Source organism: Furfurilactobacillus milii (assembly GCF_009863985.1).
In the GTDB taxonomy this organism is placed as follows: domain Bacteria; phylum Bacillota; class Bacilli; order Lactobacillales; family Lactobacillaceae; genus Furfurilactobacillus; species Furfurilactobacillus milii_A.
The window spans coordinates 34,298-56,705 of sequence record NZ_WEZT01000018.1; the positions used below are offsets into that span (position 1 = coordinate 34,298).

Here is a 22,408-nt window from a genome sequence, read left to right on the forward strand (position 1 = left end):
ATTAATCAGAGACCACTTAAAATACTTGACTGGCAAACACCTTATCAGATCATGCTGACAAATTTGTCCAAAAATTCGGATTAAATTTGCAATCTACCATAAATCGAGATTAATTACCTTTACGGATGGCATCATCGCCATTATCGTAACACTGTTGGTTTTGCAGCTAGTGGTGCCAACAGGAATTCACGTTCATGAATTTATTGACCCAAAGTGTTAAATTTGCCACCTATGCGATTAGTTTCTTGTTCATTATGATTGTGTGGTATAACCATCATGATTTATTTAATGGTTCTGGCAAGATAACGACTATTGTTTACTGGGATAATGTTCTATGGCTTCTCTTTTTGAGCTTTTTCCCGTATGTGACAGCCTTTGTAGGGGAGTTTCCAGACAAACGGTTGGCAGAGTGGCTATACGTGGGTGTTCAATTGCTATGGTCGTTATCTTATACAAAAATGGCGCGTGACTTACGACGGGTCAATCCAGCTGATAGCGATCATATCCGGTTTGTTGGCAAACTAAACGGGTACAGTGCGGCTGCATTATATGGTGGTCTCTTTGTCGCCGTTGTGCTGGTCTACTTTGTGCCAATCAGCGGTTTACTTGTTACGATATTGTTGGCAGTTTTTAACGTTATTCGGGCTTGGCAGGATGCACAACGTCAAGAACATCATTCAGTGGCAAAACAGGAGGAAAAGCATGAGACTCGAGAATAAGCACATTGCCGTTTATGTCACCGGTGGCATTGCAATTTACAAGGCGGCCGAAGTCGTTCGCGGTTTGATGAAACAGGGAGCTGTTGTTCGTGTAGCAATGACAACGGATGCAACAAAGTTTGTAACGCCACTGACGTTTGGTGCATTAACTAAACAACCGGTATTGACGGATTTATTTGGCAACAATGGCAGTGACGGTCACTATGTGCCACACATTGAGATGGCTGATTGGACAGATATTGCTGTTGTTGTACCAGCAACGGCAAACATCATTGCTAAAATGGCGATGGGAATGGCTGATGACGCTGTCTCAACAACATTGTTGGCCACCACAGCGTTAAAAATCGTGGTGCCAGCAATGAATAATCACATGTGGGCAGCACCAGCGACCGTTCGTAATGTGGCCACATTAGCAGCCGATGGCGTGATAGTGATGCAACCAGATACGGGGCTATTAGCTGAAGGGTACGCAGGGCGTGGTCGATTACCTGAACCGACAATGATTGTAGATTTTATACAGCAAAAATGGGCTCAACAAACGGGGCGTTTGCGCCATCGCCATGTACTTGTCACGGCTGGCGGGACGCGTGAACGTATTGATCCAGTTCGTTTTATCAGTAATGATTCCTCAGGAAAAATGGGCTACGCAATTGCAACCGCGGCGGCTAATGAAGGAGCTGACGTCACTTTAATTAGTAGCACAACCACTTTGACTGCACCGGCCGGTGTTGAAATTGTCCACGTTGCCGGTGCCAAAGAAATGCTAGACCAGATGCAACACCGTTTTGCCGAACAGGATGCTGTCATCATGGCAGCAGCGGTCGCTGATTTTCGACCAGTTGAAGAAGCTACCCAGAAGATTAAAAAAACGGCCGATAACGATACGATGACAATCAAACTCACAAAAAACCCCGACATCTTAAAGACATTGGCAACGCAGAAGACTAAACAAGTCATGGTGGGATTCGCTGCAGAGACCGAACATCTATTGGCAAACGCCCAACAAAAATTAACCGATAAGAAATTGGATATGCTGGTTGCTAACGATGTGAGCCGAAAAGATATTGGCTTCAACGCCGACAATAACCAAGTCATTATTCTGCGTCCCAATCAGGAACCCGAAAAATTACCAGTCATGGCTAAGTCTGAGCTTGCGGCAGAACTTGTTGATAGGGTTGTAACGTTATTACCCGGGCAATGATTTCAGTTACTGACATTTTGGCGACAAATGGGCGGTAACTAGAATGTGAATGTTCAATAAAAAGTTAGTCAATCCATGCTAAAATGTAGGTACGTGATTTATTTGGAGGAATAGCTGTGACGCAATATCAGGGGAAAACCGTGGATGAAGCAATTCAAAACGGACTCAAAAAAATTCAAATTGATCGTGACAAAGTTGCGATTACAGTTGTATCTGAACCGGTCCATGGCTGGTTTGGACGCTTGAAAAAAGAGGCCATCGTCGATATTACGATTAAGCCAGTTTCCGTTACAAAAACGCCGCAATCGGCTAAGGTATCAGCTGGTGCGTCCACGGGAGCAACTTCATCACGGACAACGCAAAGTAAACCACTTAAAAATGCTAAAACTAGTCCGACGTTTGATCATCCAAGTGGTCAACGGGTGGCTGCTAAGCGTGATGAGGATATTGAACGAAATGTTGATGCAACCGCCGATGTTCGACAACGTGAGGGAGACCATCCCCACGCTAAAAGTTCATTAACTTCGGCTGAGGTTGCCGACAGTGTTGTTGCGTCTGCTGAGACCACTTCGACTGTCTCGACAACTGCCACGATGAGCAGTGCTGTTGCTCAATCGCAGGCTGCTGGTTTGACTGATTCGATTACTTCAATGTCTGCAACCACTCAATTGACACCAGAAGAGTTGAAGGCTCGCCAACAGGCTAATCAAGCGCGCTTGGATGATAATTTGGAAGCAGTTGCCAATTACTTGCTCGATACGTTGGAGCAACTTGGTATTAGTGCTGACGCAGAGGCCGATACATACCATCACGGCGCAACAATAACCTTTATGACCGAACAAGAGGGATTATTGATCGGTCGGCATGGTCGTACGTTGAACGCTTTACAAGTGCTTGGCAATACATTTATGTTGCGGCAGGGCATGCAGCATTTCGAATTAATGCTTGATGTGGCTGGCTATCGTGAGCGACGCGCCACCACTTTAAGGCGTTTGGCTGATAATACTGCGCGTGATGTAATTGCGGGCGGTGAACCAGAGTTGCTTGACCCCATGCCTGCTTATGAGCGGAAGGTCATTCACACACAACTGGCTAAAAACACACATGTGACGACTTTCTCACAAGGTAGGGAACCACGGCGCGGTGTGGTTGTGGCTCCACGCTAATGCTTGACAAAAAGAGCCGACGCTTTTAATATTGGGTACATTAATTAAACATTTGATATGGATATTACTGGTTAAAGTAGTCAAGGTGCTTTGCCCACGTGTTTTTTACGCGTGGGGTGGCACTTTTTTTATGCAATTTATTAATCAGCGGAGAAGGGAGTTTATATGTCACAAACGATTACTGAGTTTGATACCATCGCAGCGATCTCAACGCCACCTGGTGAGGGTGCAATTTCAATTGTGCGATTGAGTGGTGAAGAGGCGTTGGCTACTGCTGAAAAGGTCTTTAAGGGTCGTGATTTAAGTAAAGTAGCTAGTCACACCATTAATTACGGACACATTATTGATCCTGACACCAACGAAGAAGTTGATGAGGTGATGGTTTCTGTCATGTTAGCGCCAAAGACATTTACGCGTGAAGACGTTATTGAAATTAACTGTCATGGCGGGATTGTGGCCACCAACCGAATTTTACAGTTGTTGTTAAGTCACGGGGCGCGGTTAGCTGAACCTGGTGAGTTTACCAAACGTGCTTTCCTTAATGGTCGAATTGACTTGTCACAAGCTGAAGCTGTAATGGATTTAATCCGTGCCAAAACTGACAAATCAATGAAGGTCGCGTTAAATCAATTGGACGGCGATTTAGCTCACTTGATTCGCAATTTACGTCAGGACATCTTGGATGTTTTAGCCCAAGTCGAAGTGAATATTGATTACCCTGAGTATGATGATGTAGAAACCATGACGACGCGGTTATTGTTGGAAAAGGCCAAGGATGTAAAGGCTAGAATTGCAGATCTTCTCAGTACTGCTCAACAGGGTAAGGTACTGCGCGAAGGTTTGGCAACAGCCATTGTTGGACGGCCTAATGTCGGTAAATCTAGTCTCTTAAATCACCTTCTTCATGAGGATAAGGCAATCGTGACGGATGTCGCCGGGACGACTCGCGATGTCATTGAAGAATATGTGAACGTGAAGGGTGTCCCGTTAAAACTGGTTGATACGGCCGGCATTCATGACACGACGGATAAAGTTGAAAAGATCGGTGTTGAACGATCCAAGCAAGCGTTAGCAGCTGCTGATTTAGTTTTGCTGGTCATTAATGGTAGTGAACCATTAACAGATGAGGACCGCACGTTAATTAAAACAACGGCAGATAGCAAACGAATCGTCATTTTGAACAAAACTGATTTGCCGCAACAAGTCGACCTGACTGACTTGCAAAAGTTAGTTGGCGATGACGCTATGATTGCGACATCCGTGCTGACGAACGCCGGGATGGATCAGTTAGAGGATAAGATTGCTAACCTGTTCTTTGGCGGTATTGAAAACAGTCAGACAACGGTAATGGTCACTAATGCTCGACATATTGGATTATTAAACCAGGCATCACAAGCCTTAGATGACGTTATGAGTGGTATTGCTGCGGGGATGCCGGTTGATTTGGTTCAAATCGATATGACCCGTGCATGGGATCTGCTGGGTGAAATAACCGGTGATTCTGTGCAGGATGAACTGTTGACACAATTATTTTCTCAGTTTTGTTTGGGCAAATAGTTGTCCAAACATGTTTCATGTGAAACATACTGTCAGCACTACGGTTTATAAATTAAGTTGGCACTTGAAAGGAAAATGAAATGATTTCAGAGGGAAAGCCATACCAGGCAAAAGCGTATGACGTAATCGTGGTCGGCGCTGGCCATGCTGGCTCTGAGGCTGCGCTAGCTGCGGCCAGAATGGGTAACAAAACACTATTAATGACCATTTCGTTGGAAATGGTGGCCTTTATGCCATGTAATCCATCTGTTGGTGGTCCGGCTAAAGGAATTGTGGTCCGTGAAATTGATGCTCTCGGTGGTGAAATGGGCCACAACATTGATAAGACATACGTTCAAATGCGGATGCTAAATACCGGGAAAGGTCCTGCTGTCCGTGCTTTACGGGCTCAGGCCGACAAACATGCCTATCATGAGGAAATGAAGCACACGATGGAACGGGAACCTAATTTAACGTTGCGTCAGGGTGTTGTTACTTCCTTATTGGTCGACGATGGCGTTTGTCACGGTGTTGTGACAGCCACTGGGGCACACTATGAAGCGAAGTCTGTGGTATTAACCGCTGGTACTGCTTCACGTGGGAAGATTATCATTGGGGAACTGATGTATTCATCTGGCCCCAACAACTCGCAACCCTCCATTGAATTGTCAGAAGATTTAGAGAAACTCGGTTTTGACCTGGAACGGTTCAAGACTGGGACACCGCCACGTGTTGACGGTGGGACAATTCATTATGATGAAACAGAAGAGCAACCTGGTGACAAGGAACCTAATCACTTCAGTTTTGATACGCCAGACAGCCAGTACATTGACGTTAAAAATCAACTTAGTTGCTGGTTAACTTACACCAATGAACACACGCATGAAATCATTCGTGAAAACTTGGATCGAGCACCAATGTTCTCAGGTGTGATCGAAGGAGTCGGACCGCGTTACTGCCCTTCAATCGAAGACAAGATCGTTCGTTTTGCTGATAAGAGTCGGCACCAATTGTTCTTGGAACCTGAAGGTCGGCGGACTGATGAATGGTATGTACAAGGGCTATCGACATCAATGCCAGAAGAAATTCAGCAGCATATTTTACATTCCATCAAGGGTTTGGAAGATGCAGAAATGATGCGCCCTGGCTATGCAATTGAGTATGATGTTGTGTCACCTTACCAGTTGCGCAACACGCTAGAAACAAAGCTGATTAAAAATCTGTATACTGCCGGTCAAATGAACGGAACATCTGGTTATGAAGAGGCTGCTGGCCAGGGTCTGATCGCGGGCATCAATGCAGGTCGTCGTGCTTTAGGTGAGGATGATTTCACATTAAAGCGGTCTGACGCATACATCGGCGTCATGATTGACGACTTAGTGACCAAGGGCACGAAAGAGCCTTACCGGTTGTTAACGAGCCGTGCTGAATATCGGCTGATTTTGCGGCACGATAACGCAGATCTGCGTTTAACAGCTATGGGTCACGATCTTGGTCTGATTAATGATGAAAAGTTTGCTAAGTTTGAAAGCAAAAAAGCGGCTATTACCGCTGAGTTAAATCGTTTGAAGTCTGTTCGCGTTAAACCCAACGCGCAAGTTAACGAGTGGTTGGCAGCACATAATGATGCGCCGTTGAAGGATGGCGTGCTGGCAGCCGATTTCCTACGGCGCCCAGAAGTGACCTATGCTGATTTGATGCAATTTATCGATGGACCGGCTGAGCCACTCGATCACCGTGTGGTGGAACAGGTTGAAATTGAGCTAAAGTATGCTGGTTATATCCAAAAGGCTGAGGAGAAAATCGCCAAGCTGAAGCGGATGGAAGCAAAAGCCATTCCAGCAAATATCGACTACGAAGCCATTGAAGGTCTGGCGACAGAGGGTCGGCAAAAGCTTGCTAAAATTCAACCAGAAACGCTTGCCCAGGCAAGTCGAATTTCTGGTGTTAACCCGGCTGATATTGCGATTTTGTCCGTCTATATTGAACAGGGACGTATCGCTAAGGTGTCGCAATAGCTAAATAAATTGAACATTTGTTTTAATGGATACCTGTCAGAGATAACGATTTAAACTATAAAAAGAGTGGCCGTCGCAAAAAATGTGACGGCCACTCTTTGGCATTGCTGTTAATTAACACTTACGTCTGGATCGTACTATTGTTGATTGTGCGCTAATGATAGTGAAATAATGGCTTTATTGCTGAGCACGATCCGGAATCCATCCTACAATATCTTGTGGTTCAAACTGATAAGATAGTGGTTCATGATAGGCTGCCTCGTAGGCGGCCTTTTTTTGTGCATAATCCTGGTTCATCATGCGCGTGGCATTTGCATTAGCTGATAGTTTAGGATCGGGGTAAATGAGCGGCAAAATGTGTAAATGATAACTTGTTTCATGAAATTCCGGCGTTGCTAATTTCTTTTCCGACCGAATTTCGGTGAAACAGGAAATGATGGGTACGTTTGCTTTGGCGGCGTAATAATACGTGCCACGTTTGGGCGGCCTAGGCTTGCGGTAATTAAACCACATTTCCTGTTCGGGATAAATCAACACGAAGTGACCAGCGGCAGTTGCTTGTTGAATCAATGATGGTAGTTCGCGACCGAGATAGTCCAACCGTTTGGACAAGGGAATGATATCTAAGTTGTTCATTAAATAACCCAGTCCGCCAGTCATCGCCAGATTTGTATCCTGGCTGACGATGAATAAGCGCCGGTGCTCATGCCGGGCTAGTAGCCGTGGCACTGTGTTTTCTAGAGGATTGAAATGATTGGTGGTGATGATGGCACCTTGGTGTTTAGCTAGACTAGACAGATTTTCCCAGCCGGAAACGGTGGTCGTTCGGTTAGTCAGCCAGGTTGCGATGGCCATAAAAGTTCGCGCAATCCAGTTAGCAATTTTAAAGTGAAGCGTGTGACTGCGTTTGAGGTAGTTATCGACAGCCTGCGTTTTGGCCTCCGTTGATAAGACAGGATCACCCACCTCTACCTTATCGTTAAAGCGGCCCTCAGCAACGGCCTGCCGAATGTTATTAATGACTTGGTCGCGATGATCTGCAACAATCATACGCGAATGGGCACACCGGTGGCGGCCACTTTTTTAAACGTCGTGGGTGTATCGGGTAACTGGCCAGCTTTAGTCATTAAAGTGGTCAGTTTGTCTCGATCGGCGTTTCGTTCTGCAGTTGTGTAGTCGTTTAATTGTTGATGGAGCATATTTTTGTATGCGGTCTGATCCGCATACTGCCAGAAATAATGACCGTACATAATGTGGTCAAAATACCACGGCTTATAAAATAGATTGTAATGAATCAATTGCGGATTTTTCACTGGCGCATACTGTGGGTCCTTTGGCATGGCATCCCAAACTTCGTCTAAGTAGCGGATGCGACCATGACACATTGTATTGAGATAATCTTGATCTGGCGCAATACAGTCAAACTGGTACGTTTGTAGCAATTTCAAGAAACGTTGACTGAAATGTTCCTCTCGTAATTTTGTTAGATTGAGGAGCAATACACCGGAATTGATGTATTCGTTAGCAGGTAGACCAAGTGCATTAGTGATGTAATCGACCATCGGTGGCACATGTTCAATTGAATGGTCTGGGGCAGCGCCAATCAAATTATTAGCCAATGGCAGCTCGTATAAATTGGCTAAATTCCCGGGGATGACCGTATCGCTGTCAATGTAAATAGCTTTTTCAAACTGCGGAAACATGTCGGCGATAAATAAGCGGTAGAAAATGGTTAAGGTAAAGAAATCGGCTCTGAGAAAATTTTGATGCTGATTTTGAATAGTAGATAACGACTGTGTTAAAGCCTTAAAGCGAACCTCTACATTAGGCGTACTAAGGGCGGATAGGCTGGTCTTTGTTTGATCAGACAACCCTTGATGCAGAATAATGACTTGGTAATGGTCATTTGAATCAGCATTTGAGGTTAATGATTTGATCGAGACAGCGGCATAGGGTGCAAAATCGTCACTGATGGCGTAAAAGACAGGAATAATTGCTGAAGGCATCGTGTGTCGCTCCTTTCTTACTGATGTTGTTTGAGTTCAAGGTACTTATTGAGGACATCATCGTAATCGTGAAGGCCTAACTCACTGTGGACCCGCTGAACTTCCCATGGTTTCACCGTGAACGTGTGCACCCACGGGAAGAACTTAAAACTCGTCGTAAAGTGTTGAAAAACAGTGTCGGATTGAATGCGATGCTGCTCGTTAAATCGTTCCGGTGCAATCCGTTTGGTGCGGCTCAGCTTGTTCAAGGCAGTCTGATCTGGCATGAAGCGTTGTTGCGTCTCACACATGTAGCGGGCCTTGGCAAAAAGCTGCGTTTGTCGAATGTAGGCCAAGTTAAGTAGGAGAACACCAGAATTGACGTAATCATAGACTTTCAGTTCATGATGGAAGAACCATTTTCCGTAATGATCCAGCACGCCGACAAACTCAACGCCGTGAAGATCTTGGTGGTAGAATGACTCAAACGACTGGCGGCAAATAATGTCAGCGTCGAGGTAAAGCAGACGGTTAGGCAATTGTGGAATTTGGTCGGCATATAAACGGAGCATGGAATATGGCGTGAACCGTGACGTCATGTTTGCACTAGGTGGTGTTTGGTTGAATAATGTGGTGCAGTCAATTGCCTCAATACTACTGAGTGGGTTGGCAGTGCGTAATTCGTCACGAACACAAGTGAGTAATCGCTCACTAACAGGCTTGCATTGTGCCCCGTTTGATGACGATAACGTCATCGTCATCACGTAAATATGCAAAGGCTCTCGCACATGTTTGATGAGCGATAACGTTGCGATAAGGATGCCATCCTCTACGCTATGATCGCCACAGAACAAAATATTCATCATGAATCATCTCTTTTGTAGTGAATGTATTCGTAAGTGCTGGCGGTACTTCGCCGTTTCAAGGTCAGGGTCACATCTTGCCAAAGCTCATGCTGCTGAGCTTTTTTTGACTGCCCCGCTGTTGGTTGAAACGGACCGTCAATATAAACAGTTAGCCGTGGTCGTTTGCCAAATTTACGCTTTTGATAAGTCGTTGTCATGCAGAAGACGGGCTTCTGCGTTTTAACGGGGAAGCTAAACGACGTTTCCGGAAATGGTCTAATCTTGGTGTAATAGGGCCACACATGTGCCTCAGGATAAATGACAACATAGTTATTATGATCCATTACTCGATCGACTGCTTTGATGAGCTGAATGGTCTGACTCGTTGTAGTTGCGGTTGGCAGGGCACCACCATAGGGTAAGTTGGGTCCCAATATTGGAAGTGTGAAGTTTGCGGGGCTGACAATGGCGTGAAAACGTTGCGCACCACCGATAACTAACGGCATAAACGCATCATTGACCGGCTGGGTGTGGTTTGCATACATAAAGTAGCCTTGATGGCGAAACGGTTTCAAGACACCGCGGTTAACCACCGTTAAATGCCAATTGGCATAGCAATAAACGTAAGCAAATGCCTTAGCCAAACCACGAAAGATAAGGGACCATAATCGTTCCCACCAGCGGTCGCGATGCCATCGATAATCTTTGGGCAGAATATTCGTTTGGTGATTAGTCGTCACCACGTCATCTGTCACGTCATGATAGGTTTGAACTCGTTTAATGTGCCTCACCTCCCTCACGTCGGTTTCGTTTCTAATGTAACGTTAATCTTATCATAGATGCCAACATTTGGTATTTATTGATTAAAAAAGGCCAGCGAACTTGATGAAACATGATGGTTAAATCAAGTCGGTGGTCCCTTATCAAATAATATTAAGCGAACACTTTGGCTATTCCCGCCGGTTTATTACTTCTGAACCCAACTGCAATGGCGACAGCACTGATGACAAAAGACAATAAGCCGAGCCAAATTAGTGACAGAAGTAAGTTGCCCGTTTGACCGCCTCCGAACAAAATGTTCTGACTGCCAGTCATGGCTGCGTACATTGGCGTAGTGGCAGCAATGAAACGATAGAACCCATTAAGGGCTAAGTGAGGCACGATGATGCCGCCGGTAACGACTTGTAGAATAAACAATGGGATTTGGATAATCATACTTGGTAGACCAGCAAAAATAGTGGCGATGGCATAGGTGAATTCAAAAATAACCATTGTGCTGACAATGTTAAAGCTGAGAAGCTGCCAATAAATTGTGCTGTTCATGCTGATGAGTAAATGTAATGTAGTGACGCTAGCAAAAGGGAGCACGATCGCATTCAATAGGCCAACGCACTGTGTTGCTAGGAAACTTGACCATTTACCTAAACTAAAACGTTTAACCATGAATAAGGCCACTAATAAGACGCTCATCAATAATGTACCAAGATAAGTGCCCATTTGGAGAGTCATGGGTGCCATTTGGTAGCTGGTACGCGTAGGTAGTGAATTTGAAGTATGTGTTATTGGTGAGACTCCTTTACTCAAGGCCTGACTCATTTTGGTGGCAGCCATCATAGTGCTTCGTTTCACTTTGTTGGTCATCGTTTTTTTAGCGGTGGCCATTGCTTGGGGATTTTGTGCTAAATGAGCCGCGGCTGGATTAGTGACAAACTGTTGTTGAGCCTTCGCGGCAATTTGTGGACCAAGCACTTTCGCAAACATTCCCTTAGCCTTATTAGTCGTTACGTTGGCTGAAATACTGTTGGTAGCGTTGCTGATGAGAGATTTGTTCATGTTATTTTGAATAAGGCTGTTGGCGTTATTTACATAGTAGTGAAGATGTGTAGTTCTTCCGGCTTTGATATCTTTAGAGAAAGTTGCTGGGATGCGGATGATGAGTCCAACATGACGATTATTTAACTGAGTCTTGCTAGTGGCTAAATCTTGATTTTCACGAATGTGTTTGAACGGTAAATGCCTGATTAATTGCTGAGTGACAGTTTTTCCCATTGTCGTTGAGTCCTGATTAATAACGACAACTGGAATCTGGTCGGTTCGGCTTGGTAGGACATGAAAAGCAGGCAGTAGACAAGCTGAAAAGAAAATTGAACATAATATTGCGATAAGCATGAATGCCCATACGAATGGTTGTTTAAAAATTGTGAATCCTTTCATCATAAACGACTCCTTTGTTTTTTTTAATAGTGATGAGGAATTACTCACTCACTTTTACAAGCCCAGTATATGGCTAATCTTTTAAAAGTCAACATAATTTGGCAATGAATGATAAATTGTAGGAAGGATAATAGAATTAAACACTCATTTTTGAATGGTTATCTTGCGTTTGTAGTTGATGACCGACATAATGTTGATAAAACATGTGGGAGGGTTGGAAATGGCATCGACAAATAATGAATCTACTAACTTTTTGGCGTTTTACACGGCCGCATTGCAGGACAATTCAACTATCACACCCAAGCAGCGACAAATTTTGGCCGCAGGGTTGGCATTATTTTCAGAGCGTGGGTTTGATAATACGAGTAGTGCAGACATCGCAGAACGGGCTGGCGTGGCAGAAGGGACAGTATATAAGCGTTTCAGGAACAAGACTGAATTGATGTTAGCCGTGTTAACGCCACTCATTAGCTCAGCATTTCCTGCAGCTGCCAATGAATTCGAGACCCAAGCGCTGACCGTCACTTATCCGGATTTGCATCACTTTATCGGAACGGTGGTCGAGAACCGCTTGAAGTTTATACAAACTAACTTTCGTGAGATTAAAATTTTAGTTGGCCAATTACTGTACAATAAGGCCTTTAGTGATCAGATCAAGGTAATTTTCGCAAAAAGCATTAGTACTGAGACCAATGCAGCGGTTAAGGATTTGCAGTCTCGTCATCTCATTGTGGATTGGCCGTTGTCGTACATTATTGGATTTATGGTTAGCAGCGTGTTTGCATACCTTGGTAAGTTAATCTTAAACCCGGAGAATGACATATCGTTAAAAACAGAAATCGACTATACAGTCAAGTTTTTAGAAAAGGGTTTGCAACCGTAATTTTTTCATTCAAATAATCGCTAGTCGAAGTTTATTTTAAGTCCGCCGTGTTATGGTGGGCTTATTCAGTTTGTTAGGGGAGGATGTCTAATATGGCACAACAGCCAATTAAGGTAATGTTGATTTTTGGAACTCGGCCAGAAGCGATTAAAATGGCGCCGGTAGTGCAACGCCTGCGAGAGGACGAACGATTTCAACCCATTGTGGTTGTCACAGCGCAGCATCGGGAAATGTTGGATCAGGTATTAACGATTTTTCATATCAAACCGGATTATGACTTAAATATTATGCGTGCTGGGCAAACGTTAACCGGAATTACCGTTCATGTCGTCAGTCAGCTAGATGCCATCATTCAACAGGAGCAACCGCGCTTGATTTTGGTTCACGGCGATACCACGACCACGTTTGCTGCATCCGTGAGCGCCTTCTATCACCAGGTTGCCATTGGGCACGTTGAGGCCGGTTTGCGAACATGGGACAAGTATTCGCCGTATCCTGAAGAAATGAATCGTCAGTTGACTGATGTGCTGAGTGATCTTTATTTTGCACCAACCACAACAAGTCGTGACAACTTATTGAAAGAAAACCATCCCGCTAGTCAGATTTTTGTCACGGGAAACACCGCTATTGATGCGCTTGGCGAAACTGTTACGCAGAATTATCATCATGAAGTTTTGGACAAAATCCCTGCAGGACACAAGTTTATATTATTGACGATGCACCGACGTGAGAATCAGGGCGAACCAATGCGTGCAACCTTCCGCGCAATCAAACGTGTTGTGGATGAGCGCCAGAATTTAGACGTGGTCTATCCTGTCCATCTCAGTCCTAACGTTCAAGAAGCCGCACATGAGGTGTTTGCTGATGACGAACGCATTCACTTGATTGAGCCGCTAGATGTGGTTGATTTTCATAATTTGGCCGCCAAGGCCTTATTCATTATGACAGATTCTGGCGGTGTCCAAGAAGAAGCGCCATCGTTAGGAAAGCCTGTTTTGGTGTTGCGTGAAACCACTGAACGGCCAGAAGGAGTTACGGCTGGTACCCTGAAATTAGTAGGCACAAACGAAGAAAATGTTTACACCGCGATGACCAATTTATTAACTAATCAAGCCGAATACGAAGCAATGGCTAGCGCCAAAAATCCGTACGGAGATGGGCATGCAAGTGAACGGATTGCCGATGCCATTGCAACATACTTTAAAGCCTAGTTTGATCACGAGGGTTGCAAAGTTAGCCAAAAGGGCGTTTCATGTGAAACATAATCTTTAGCTGACTAATGCAAGGAGGTCGAAACGCATGACTATCAAACCAGAAAGTTTTCGTCAGGAAAAGACGCGCCAAGAGTTAATAAACGCAATGCGAACACTGTTGATGCACAAACCGTTTGAACAAATTAGCGTAAACGACATTTGTGAACAATCGCATAACCACCGCAGCACCTTTTATCGGTATTATCATGACAAGTATGACTTGCTACAGGATGAGTTTCGGGCGGTTCGTGAAACGATGGATGCCGATAACCAAATTCCCAGTCGTCATTTTGTTGAACAGATTGTCGATTTTGCTCAGGAAAATCAGCGCGTATTTCGGAACTTAACGACAGCCAATTCGCACGAAAATATGTACTACGTGTTGACTGCGGCCACAGAGCAAACGCTTAAAGAAAAACTGGCAGAGCAGAAAAAAACAGATGATCCACTCATTCAGCAAGTTGAGGATTCTCCTCGTCCAGATTTGGTGATTAGCTTAATTGCCGGTGCTGTTGTTAATTTAATGATTCGTTGGGTGACAACGGAACAGAGTACGCCAAAAGATGAAATTGTTGCATTTCTGACTGATGGTTTAAACCGAATTTGTAGTGTTCCAGAAATGTGATTAGAACAAAAAGAATCAAGTGTCTCATTTTGAGATGCTTGGTTCTTTTTGTTTCTGTTCGCGCTTAATTTATCTGGTTATACTGAGGTCACTTTTTTGAGAGAAAGGGACCTCAAGACGTATGGAAAGAAAATTTGAACAGTTAGGACAATTCATTCAAAAGCACATGGTAGCCTTGCTTGTCAGCATGTTAGCCATCACGGTTTTCCTTGGCTTTGGTTTGCCTAAAGTGCAGATGGATATGGGCAATGATGTGTTTGTGAACACGAAATCGCAAGTTTACAAGGACACAGAGACCTATCAGAAAAACTTTGGCGGTGATTCTGCGTATATTCTGTTATCAGGGACTCAGGATAAACTGATTTCACATGAAACAATGCAGAAAATCCATAGTTTAGATGGCCGCCTGAACAAGATTGATAATGTTCGTGGAACGACTACCGTTGTGAACGTGCTTAACGCAACGTTGAAGAATGGTAACGCCTCATCAGTACAGAGCACAGATCAAAATGGGTCTAGCCAAACAAAACTGATGAGCAGCTTATCTAAGAAACAAAAGCGACAGTTACAATCGACGCTTGCTCAGTCCTTGACGCCAGCTCAGCAACAGCAGGTGCAACAGTATACGTTAACTATTTTGACACCTGCTCAAAAACAGGCGTTGGCAGCTAATCCGACAGCCGCTAGTCAAATGGCCAGTCAGTTGAATCTAAAGCAACAACAGCAGATTCAAACCTACACGATGTCTTTGCTGACAGCGGGACAGCGCCAACAATTGACTAGTCAAGTAATGGCACAGGTGCCTCGTGTTGAAAAAATGTCGACACCAATGCTTAATGCGTTGATTTTTTCGAACAACGGAAAGGTACCTTCAGCGATGCAACAATTATTGCCGAAGGATGGCCGCCACGTTTTGGTAGTGGTTAATACTTCCGATAAAACGGACATGAGTACGTACGTTAAAATGACGCGGGATATCAATCACGCCATTAAGCAAACAAACTTTCCAAAAGGTGTAAAAGTGCGTTTGGCGGGCTCACCTGCAATCACTAGTCAGGTTCAAACTCAAGTAACGAGAGCAATGATGATTATGCTTGGTCTTGCCGTCGTTGTCATGGTGATCGTGCTTTCGTTGATTTTCCGCGTTCGCCGTCGGTTGTTCCCACTGTTGTTTGTCGCTGTTAGTTTGATTTGGACGTTTGGCTTCATGGGCTGGACGGGCATCTCACTAACATTGGCCACGATGGCGACATTACCCATTATTATTGGTTTGGGAACTGACTTTGGCGTTCAATTTCAAAATCGGTATGAAGAGACGTTTAGGCAACAACATAATCGTCAAGATGCCTTGAATACTGGAATTGGCAAGATGGGACCGGCTGTCGGCATTGCGTTGATTGTGATGACGTTTAGCTTCCTGACAATGTTCTTGTCAAAGGCGCCGATGATGCAACAATTCGGGTTAACGTTAGCTATTGGCGTTGTCAGTGCCTATCTGACGGAGCTAATTTTGATGTTTAGTTTGTTACCGTTCTTTGATCGGCATGCTGAACCTGTAAAGGCTGACGAGCCTCACAAACTGAGTCAACCATCTGGTTTGGCGAAGGTGTTAGCGCGTTACGCGGCGTTTGTGACCAAGCACAGTGTTGTTGTGCTGGTTATTGGCGTCTTACTAGGTGGCGCTGGCTTTGCGGTGGAACATAACATTAACACTGAAACTGACATGACCAAGATGATTCCACAACAGATGACTGCGCTTAAGGACACGAAGTATCTGCAAAAACAGATTGGTTCAACCACTTATATTACCTATTTGGTGAAGGCCGACGATGTTCGTGACAAACGTGTTATGCAGTATACGGATCAGTTTGGTCGGCAAGAACAACGACGATATCATGATGTGACAGATGTTACGAGCCTGCCGACCAGTTTGAATTTAAGCGGCCAACAATTAGCCGATGTTAAACAAGGCACCTTGAATAGCGGTGTTGCCAGCTTACCTAGTTCTATGAAGCAGGTGTTGATGAGCAATAATCAGCATTATGCGACGCTGCAATTTAAGATCAACAAGAATTTGTCGAGTGCTGACCAACTGAAATTGATGAACAAAATTACCAAAGATATTAATTCCCCACACGGAATTCACGTTGCGCCAGCCGGAGCTGAGGTCATGATGCTGACGGGAATTCATAATATAACGGCAAACCATTGGCTGATTATTATTGCCGGGATTGCGATTATCTTCCTCGTTCTGTTTGTGATCTATCGCGATCCGCGATTCGCTATGTATCCAATTTTGCCGATTCTGTTAGTGCTGGGACTGTCACCGCTAACGCTGTGGTTGATGGGCACGTCATACAATCCGCTAACGATTTCGCTGAGTTCCTTAGTTCTTGGAATTGGGACTGAATTTACGATTCTAATTTTAGAGCGGTACCGGGAGGAACAAAAACGGGGGAAGTCGACAGTGGACGCAACGATCAGTGCTGTTTCATCCGTTGGACAGGCCATCTTCGTGTCCGGGATGACAGTTATTGGTGGCTTCTCCGCGATTATCTTTGCTAGTTTCCCTGTTCTGAAATCGTTTGGTCCAATCACTGTGATTGATACTGGCTTCTCGCTGATTAGTGCACTGACGATTCTGCCGGCCATCATTGTGTTCATGCATCGTGGTGACAAACGGAAACAGGTGTAAAGAGAGAATCTAGTCTTAATTAGCATGAAACACATTAGTACTTTAAACCTCTAACTAATAGGTACAAAGAAACAGTGTCACCCTGAAAATTGATCAGTGGGTGACACTGTTTTGTGGTGTAATAAGCCTAAGGGGGTTCAGCAAATGATGTTTAAAAATTCAAAATCACGTCTCGTTGCGATATCAGATGGTGTGTTTGCGGTGGTGCTCACCATTATGGTGTTGGGCGTTGTGGTGCCAGAGCATCCTACTAAACTTTTAATCGGTATTGCTTTTCGCCAAATCGTTATTTTTTTAATTAGTTTTGCCGTTGTTGCACAATACTGGATGTTACATCAGGAATTATTTAGTGCCTTGGAAAAAGTTTCAGTTCGGGTGATTGTGATGAACTTTTACTATCTGGCACTTATATCGTTAATCCCCTTTGTGACTGCTTGGTTAAGTCGAGAACTTTTCAATCGTGTCGTTGTCATAACCTTTGCAACTGTCTTGGTGTTAGTGGACCTATTACAGTATTTACTGTTTAGACTAGTTGTACATGAGTCACATATGACACCTAAAACGCATGATTTAGAAGAGATCCGTTCTACAAAAATGATGTTTTGGATTAGTGTCAGTTACGTTGTCGTTGGTGGCCTATTTCCTAAAACGTTACTCGTACTGATTCTATTGGGAATGTTTACGCGTACAGTCGTCACGCATTGGTATCGTCAAGGAAATCAATAGGTTGCTGATGGCCAAGTTAAGTCGTATTCGGCTAGGGTTGCCGGAATGTTCGCCGCAATGTTTGCACAAGATGCGGGGTCATGAAAAGTGGCAGCCCCAACTTGAACAGCGTTTGCGCCAGCTAGCATGAGTTCTACAGCGTCCTTACCGGTAAAGACGCCACCGACGCCGACAATAGGCAGTGTGGATGCCTGGTGAACTTGGTGCACCATATAGACGGCCAGTGGGTGAATTGCTTGTCCAGATAAGCCACCAGTGCCATGTGCCAAACGCGGTTTTTGCGTTGCAAGATCAATTTCCATGCCTAGTAGAGTGTTGATGAGGACGAGACCGGCAGCTCCGCCAGCTTCGGCTGCTTTAGCAATCGGGACAATATCCGTTACATTCGGTGTGAGTTTGACAAACACTGGTTTATCCACGGCGGCCACAATTTTGGCGGTCAGAGTTTGAACAGTTGCTGGATCTGTGCCAAATGCAAGGCCGCCATGGTCGACATTAGGGCAGGAAACGTTGACCTCAATGAACTTAACGTTTGGTGCTGTGGTTAGCTGTTTTGCAACCTCAACGTACTCGTCCATGCTTCCACCTGCGACACTGCCAACGATTGGTAGATCAGGATAGTGGGTGGCAAGCCAAGGCAGCTTTTCGGCCATGACATTTTTAATGCCGGGATTTTTTAACCCAACGGCGTTTAGCCAGCCAGCAGTTGTGTTGGTTGTCGTTGGCCAAGGATTGCCCGTTCGTGGTTCAGCGGTCGTTGATTTAATTACTAAGGCACCAAGCGCATTGAGATCAGTCTTTTTGGCCAGTTCCTGACCGTAACCGACCGTGCCACTGGCTGCAATGACTGGATTTTTCAAACGCACACCTGCGAGTGTAATAGACATGTTAACCTCCTGATTATGATGAGTTGGGTTGTCGACGAGTATTGATTTACATGGATACTGGTTGCCAGTGCCAGGGGTCATTATGCCAGGCTTTGGCCAATTCGCAGTCTGTCTCACTTAACTCATGGTGGTTGGTGAGATGCTCAAGTAGTAAGTGATAGTCCAGTAATGGCGTCAGTGATGTTTTCGCTTGTTCAAAATTAGCCGTTGCGTCAGGCAAGTCGTAACTAAAGACAGAAACGACACCGTCTACGTGAGCGCCAGCAGTGCTGACAGCCTTTGCTGCCCCCAGCACACTGCCCCCGGTTGAAATGAGATCGTCAATAAGTACAACATGATCTTTGGATGACAATGCACCCTCAATTTGTTTGCCAGTCCCGTGATCCTTTGGGTGGGACCGTACATAAATCAATGGCAGTGAAAGTACCTCGGCTACCCATGCAGCATGTGGAATACCGGCAGTAGCGACCCCAGCGATGACCGTCGCATTTGGATATTGGCGTTTGATTAAGGCTGTGAGACCTGTTGCGATATGCTGACGCAACTCGGGATAGCTGATTGTCATCCGCAAGTCCGTGTAGACAGGCGAAATCATCCCACTAGCATATTGAAATGGTTTGCTTGGGGATACTTTAACGGCCTTGATGGCAAGCAATTCAGTGATGATTGTTTCAGTTAGGTCAGTTGTATTTGTGTTTGAGCTATTATCCGTGTTAGTCATGAATTAACCACTCCTTTTTGATTGTCATATAAGCGTTTGCAGGTTGGTTAGATTGAGTTATTGGACGGCCAACGACGATGGCTGAACTGCCAGCTTCCGCCGCTTGCCGAGGTGTCATGACACGTTGCTGATCATCGGCCGGGTTCGTTGTTAGCCGAATCCCAGGCGTGACCAACAGAAAGGTATCGTTAACAAACGGTTTAATCGTTGTGACTTCCTGCGGGGAACAAATGACGCCATCTGCGCCTGCTGCTTCAGCCAGTTGAGCGAGTTGGCGAACCTGATCGGTCATTGGTAGGCTGACGTGCTGCTCATTAACTAACATTTTTTCTGAGATGGATGTTAGCTCAGTTACTGCCAGTAATTTTGGCGGCGTCACGTGCGCTTGCTGTGCGCCTTGCTGGAGGCCACGTTTGGCCGCCGCAATCATGGCCTTGCCACCTAGCGCGTGGACTGTAGTGTACTGGATGCTAAGTTGCCCGAGCTGGTAAGCAGCACGCTCCACAGTGTTGGGAATGTCATGTAGTTTCAAGTCTAAGAAGATGTCAAAGCCGCGTTGTTGAATGTGGCGAATCATTGCAGCACCCTCACTGTAGAATAGTTCCATACCAACTTTTACCGCAGGTCGGTCATCTGTTTGTGATAGTTGATCAAGTAATTGATCGACTGACGATGTTGTACTTACATCAAGGGCGACAATAATTGAATTCGTGTTGGCGTTCATGAAAACTTCCTTTCGACCACTTGGGCACAAAAAATGGATCATCTGCCCGGCTAACCGTTCAGACGATCCATTACTGGCGTACACTTCGCCATAATATCGGATTGAATTTGAGCTAGCTTACCAACCTCACAGGATTGGTTTAAAGCGGCGCTTGTTTAATTGGAGATTATGATACTGTTTTTTTCAGCGGCATGCAAGAGGGAATTTTTATGTGATACGGGTTATCTGAAACGCACACTTGCAAATCATTTTTCGACGTGGCATGATAAGCGACAAGAAAAAATAACGAATGTCAGAGAGCATTCATTTTGGAGGTAATCGTGATGAATCAAGCGCCAGTAGCTTCTGCGATCCATACAGACAGTCAACAGAAATGGACTATTGCATCCACCAGTGCCGGTTTTGCGTTGGAAAATATGGATGTGATGTTTTTGTCATTTGCATTAAGCTCAATTATCACAGAACTACATCTATCAGCAGGTCAGGCAGGAATGATTTCTTCAGTGACTAACCTGGGTATGCTGGCAGGTGGTTTAATATTTGGATTATTAGGTGACCGGTACGGAAGGGTAAAAATCTTTTCGTATACGGTCTTTATTTTTGCCATTGCGACCACGGCCATGGCGTTTGCAAACTCAATTGGTTGGATCTATTTGTTCCGATTTTTAACGGGAATAGGTGCTGGTGGTGAGTACGGTGTGGGCATTGCGCTGATTTCGGAACGGTTTGCCGCGAACAAGATTGGTCGGATGACTTCGGTAGCTGCTATTGGCGGTCAAATTGGGGCAGCATTGGCAGCTGTTCTGGCAGCCGTCGTTTTACCAACCTTGGGCTGGCACGCATTATTTTTCCTTGGCTTAATTCCAGTTACGTTGACCGTCATTATTCGGCGTCATGTGCACGAAACACCCGCATTCTTAACTGCTAAACGAAGTGCCAACACACAGTCGGTTAACCTCCTGGTGTTGTTTAATAGTCCACGCAGGGCATACCAAACGATTGGACTCATGTTGATGTCAGTGGTTCAAATTGCTGGTTATTTTGGGCTGATGAACTGGTTGCCGTCAATTATGCAAAAGCAGGCTCATGTATCGGTATCCGGATCGGCCATGTGGATGATTGCAACCATTGCCGGCATGGTTATGGGGATGTTTGTCTTTGGTAACGTACTAGATAACATTGGACCTCGATGGGCGTTTGGCATTTTCCTCATTGGTGCAGCAATTTCGGTTTATATCTTCACACTGGCTAAAACAACAGCAACAATTCTGCCAGCCGGTGCGCTCATTGGATTCTTTTCAAACGGCATGTTTGGCGGTTATGGTGCCGTGATTAGTGAGCTTTATCCGGTTACAATTCGCTCAACGGCCAATAACGTGATTGTGAATGTTGGCCGTGCAATCGGGGGGTTCTCCTCGGTGGCAATTGGCTTACTTATGGAACACTTTACTTTGCCAATTGTCATGGGTAGCTTGGCGGGATTATACATCTTTAGTTTTATCGTAATGTTGACGATTCCAGCCTTGGTCAAACGGGGCGTTACTGCTTAAGCTAAGTTACGATTGTTAGTTTCTCTAAGAATGATCAGTTTAGGATAAATCGTTTAACGTTTGTTTTACCGCGATATTCTGACTCACGGTACAGATGGATGGAAGATATTTGACACAGGGCGAAAAATGCCAAACAAAGAATATTACCCGGGAAATAATCCCTTTAAAACAAGACACATATAAAAAAAGACATTGTCCTGTGCACTGGCAGTTGTATACCATGTGCGAAGACAATGTCTTTTTAAGTCGGCTGAGGAAACTCTAATTAATCATTTGGATCCTCGTCACGCTTGCGGCGCTTAAGCCCTGCCAGTGCTAGCAATGTTCCCAATAAGCCTAAACCAACTTCTGCCGCTACAGTATTGGCATGTTCGCCGGTGTGTGGCAGTTCGGTCGCTTTTTCTTTATTAGTGAATGTGGGTTTCGATGTGACAGAGCTTTCTGAGACGGATGGATCTTTTACAGAAATACTTTGATTATTCACATTGCTGGTCACAGCATCTGTAGCCGCACGTGACTTAAGCGTCTGAGCTTTCTGCTGAACAAGTGATTGTGTTGTTTTGGTAGATTGCAAATTTAATCCGAATTTTTGGACAAATTTGTCAGCATGATCTGATAAGGTGTTTGCCAGTCAAGTATTTTAAGTGGTCTCTGATTAAT

The 22,408-nt window shown here is 44.9% G+C and carries 21 protein-coding genes; 12 read left to right on the forward strand and 9 right to left on the reverse strand.

Annotation, left to right across the window (positions count from 1 at the left end):
* Positions 1 to 112 precede the first annotated feature (112 nt).
* From GB992_RS12020 to mnmG, 6 genes are all read left to right on the forward strand, one after another.
* Positions 113 to 220 carry a TMEM175 family protein gene (locus tag GB992_RS12020; protein WP_431188835.1) on the forward strand — a complete coding sequence of 36 codons (108 nt, stop codon included), beginning with the start codon at positions 113 to 115 and terminating at the stop codon, positions 218 to 220.
* Entirely contained in the window at positions 195 to 719 is a 525-nt protein-coding gene (locus GB992_RS08335; RefSeq protein WP_161002018.1) for a TMEM175 family protein, read from the forward strand. The genes GB992_RS12020 and GB992_RS08335 overlap by 26 nt, the downstream gene beginning before the upstream one ends.
* Positions 703 to 1,920 carry a bifunctional phosphopantothenoylcysteine decarboxylase/phosphopantothenate--cysteine ligase CoaBC gene (gene coaBC, locus GB992_RS08340; RefSeq protein WP_161002019.1) on the forward strand — a complete coding sequence of 406 codons (1,218 nt, stop codon included), beginning with the start codon at positions 703 to 705 and terminating at the stop codon, positions 1,918 to 1,920. The genes GB992_RS08335 and coaBC overlap by 17 nt, the downstream gene beginning before the upstream one ends.
* A 116-nt stretch (positions 1,921 to 2,036) precedes the next feature.
* The gene (gene jag, locus GB992_RS11875; RefSeq protein WP_161002020.1) at positions 2,037 to 3,086 is read left to right on the forward strand and encodes an RNA-binding cell elongation regulator Jag/EloR; all 1,050 of its coding nucleotides are present in this window, start codon (positions 2,037 to 2,039) and stop codon (positions 3,084 to 3,086) included.
* Positions 3,087 to 3,251: 165 nt separating this feature from the next.
* Positions 3,252 to 4,643: a tRNA uridine-5-carboxymethylaminomethyl(34) synthesis GTPase MnmE gene (gene mnmE, locus GB992_RS08350; RefSeq protein ID WP_161002021.1), complete on the forward strand. Its 1,392-nt coding sequence runs from the start codon at positions 3,252 to 3,254 to the stop codon at positions 4,641 to 4,643.
* 80 nt (positions 4,644 to 4,723) lie between these two features.
* A complete protein-coding gene (mnmG, locus tag GB992_RS08355; RefSeq protein WP_161002022.1) occupies positions 4,724 to 6,640 on the forward strand; it encodes a tRNA uridine-5-carboxymethylaminomethyl(34) synthesis enzyme MnmG in 1,917 nt (638 codons plus the stop codon).
* 177 nt (positions 6,641 to 6,817) lie between these two features.
* Here the strand turns inward: mnmG and GB992_RS08360 are convergent, their stop codons facing one another.
* From GB992_RS08360 to GB992_RS08380, 5 genes are all read right to left on the reverse strand, one after another.
* The gene (locus tag GB992_RS08360; protein ID WP_161002023.1) at positions 6,818 to 7,690 is read right to left on the reverse strand and encodes a 1-acyl-sn-glycerol-3-phosphate acyltransferase; all 873 of its coding nucleotides are present in this window, start codon (positions 7,688 to 7,690) and stop codon (positions 6,818 to 6,820) included.
* A complete protein-coding gene (locus GB992_RS08365) occupies positions 7,687 to 8,646 on the reverse strand; it encodes a glycosyltransferase family 8 protein (protein ID WP_161002024.1) in 960 nt (319 codons plus the stop codon). The genes GB992_RS08360 and GB992_RS08365 overlap by 4 nt, the downstream gene beginning before the upstream one ends.
* Before the next feature lie 17 nt (positions 8,647 to 8,663).
* The gene (locus GB992_RS08370) at positions 8,664 to 9,488 is read right to left on the reverse strand and encodes a glycosyltransferase (RefSeq protein WP_161002121.1); all 825 of its coding nucleotides are present in this window, start codon (positions 9,486 to 9,488) and stop codon (positions 8,664 to 8,666) included.
* A complete protein-coding gene (locus GB992_RS08375) occupies positions 9,488 to 10,261 on the reverse strand; it encodes a lysophospholipid acyltransferase family protein (protein ID WP_347877378.1) in 774 nt (257 codons plus the stop codon). Before GB992_RS08375 ends, GB992_RS08370 begins: the two co-directional genes overlap by 1 nt.
* A 142-nt stretch (positions 10,262 to 10,403) precedes the next feature.
* Positions 10,404 to 11,687 carry a YhgE/Pip domain-containing protein gene (locus GB992_RS08380; protein WP_161002025.1) on the reverse strand — a complete coding sequence of 428 codons (1,284 nt, stop codon included), beginning with the start codon at positions 11,685 to 11,687 and terminating at the stop codon, positions 10,404 to 10,406.
* 217 nt (positions 11,688 to 11,904) lie between these two features.
* Here GB992_RS08380 and GB992_RS08385 point away from each other — a divergent pair, with 217 nt between their 5' ends.
* The 5 genes from GB992_RS08385 to GB992_RS08405 all read left to right on the forward strand — a co-directional run bounded on the left by GB992_RS08385 (position 11,905) and on the right by GB992_RS08405 (position 17,866).
* Positions 11,905 to 12,567 carry a TetR/AcrR family transcriptional regulator gene (locus GB992_RS08385; RefSeq protein WP_161002026.1) on the forward strand — a complete coding sequence of 221 codons (663 nt, stop codon included), beginning with the start codon at positions 11,905 to 11,907 and terminating at the stop codon, positions 12,565 to 12,567.
* A gap of 92 nt (positions 12,568 to 12,659) precedes the next feature.
* Positions 12,660 to 13,778: a non-hydrolyzing UDP-N-acetylglucosamine 2-epimerase gene (gene wecB / locus GB992_RS08390; protein WP_161002027.1), complete on the forward strand. Its 1,119-nt coding sequence runs from the start codon at positions 12,660 to 12,662 to the stop codon at positions 13,776 to 13,778.
* A gap of 88 nt (positions 13,779 to 13,866) precedes the next feature.
* Positions 13,867 to 14,445, forward strand: a complete 579-nt coding sequence (locus GB992_RS08395; RefSeq protein ID WP_161002028.1) for a TetR/AcrR family transcriptional regulator — start codon at positions 13,867 to 13,869, stop codon at positions 14,443 to 14,445.
* Between the two features lie 121 nt (positions 14,446 to 14,566).
* On the forward strand, positions 14,567 to 17,140 hold the full coding sequence (locus GB992_RS08400; protein ID WP_161002029.1) for an efflux RND transporter permease subunit: 2,574 nt from the start codon (positions 14,567 to 14,569) through the stop codon (positions 17,138 to 17,140).
* A 144-nt stretch (positions 17,141 to 17,284) separates the two neighbouring features.
* Positions 17,285 to 17,866 carry a TMEM175 family protein gene (locus GB992_RS08405; RefSeq protein WP_161002030.1) on the forward strand — a complete coding sequence of 194 codons (582 nt, stop codon included), beginning with the start codon at positions 17,285 to 17,287 and terminating at the stop codon, positions 17,864 to 17,866.
* On the opposite strand, the gene GB992_RS08410 is transcribed toward GB992_RS08405, so the two are convergent.
* Genes GB992_RS08410 through pyrF form a run of 3 tightly spaced genes read right to left on the reverse strand, consistent with a single transcriptional unit; the run spans position 17,860 to position 20,198 of the window.
* A complete protein-coding gene (locus tag GB992_RS08410) occupies positions 17,860 to 18,753 on the reverse strand; it encodes a dihydroorotate dehydrogenase (protein WP_161002031.1) in 894 nt (297 codons plus the stop codon). The genes GB992_RS08405 and GB992_RS08410 overlap by 7 nt on opposite strands.
* A gap of 46 nt (positions 18,754 to 18,799) precedes the next feature.
* Complete coding sequence (gene pyrE / locus GB992_RS08415) at positions 18,800 to 19,474, reverse strand: orotate phosphoribosyltransferase (protein ID WP_161002032.1); 675 nt, start codon at positions 19,472 to 19,474, stop codon at positions 18,800 to 18,802.
* The gene (gene pyrF, locus GB992_RS08420; RefSeq protein WP_161002033.1) at positions 19,467 to 20,198 is read right to left on the reverse strand and encodes an orotidine-5'-phosphate decarboxylase; all 732 of its coding nucleotides are present in this window, start codon (positions 20,196 to 20,198) and stop codon (positions 19,467 to 19,469) included. The genes pyrE and pyrF overlap by 8 nt, the downstream gene beginning before the upstream one ends.
* Before the next feature lie 323 nt (positions 20,199 to 20,521).
* Between pyrF and GB992_RS08425 the strand changes: the two genes are divergently transcribed.
* Positions 20,522 to 21,748 carry an MFS transporter gene (locus tag GB992_RS08425; protein WP_161002123.1) on the forward strand — a complete coding sequence of 409 codons (1,227 nt, stop codon included), beginning with the start codon at positions 20,522 to 20,524 and terminating at the stop codon, positions 21,746 to 21,748.
* A 265-nt stretch (positions 21,749 to 22,013) separates the two neighbouring features.
* On the opposite strand, the gene GB992_RS08430 is transcribed toward GB992_RS08425, so the two are convergent.
* Complete coding sequence (locus GB992_RS08430) at positions 22,014 to 22,322, reverse strand: LPXTG cell wall anchor domain-containing protein (RefSeq protein ID WP_238331082.1); 309 nt, start codon at positions 22,320 to 22,322, stop codon at positions 22,014 to 22,016.
* Between the last annotated feature and the right edge of the window lie 86 nt (positions 22,323 to 22,408).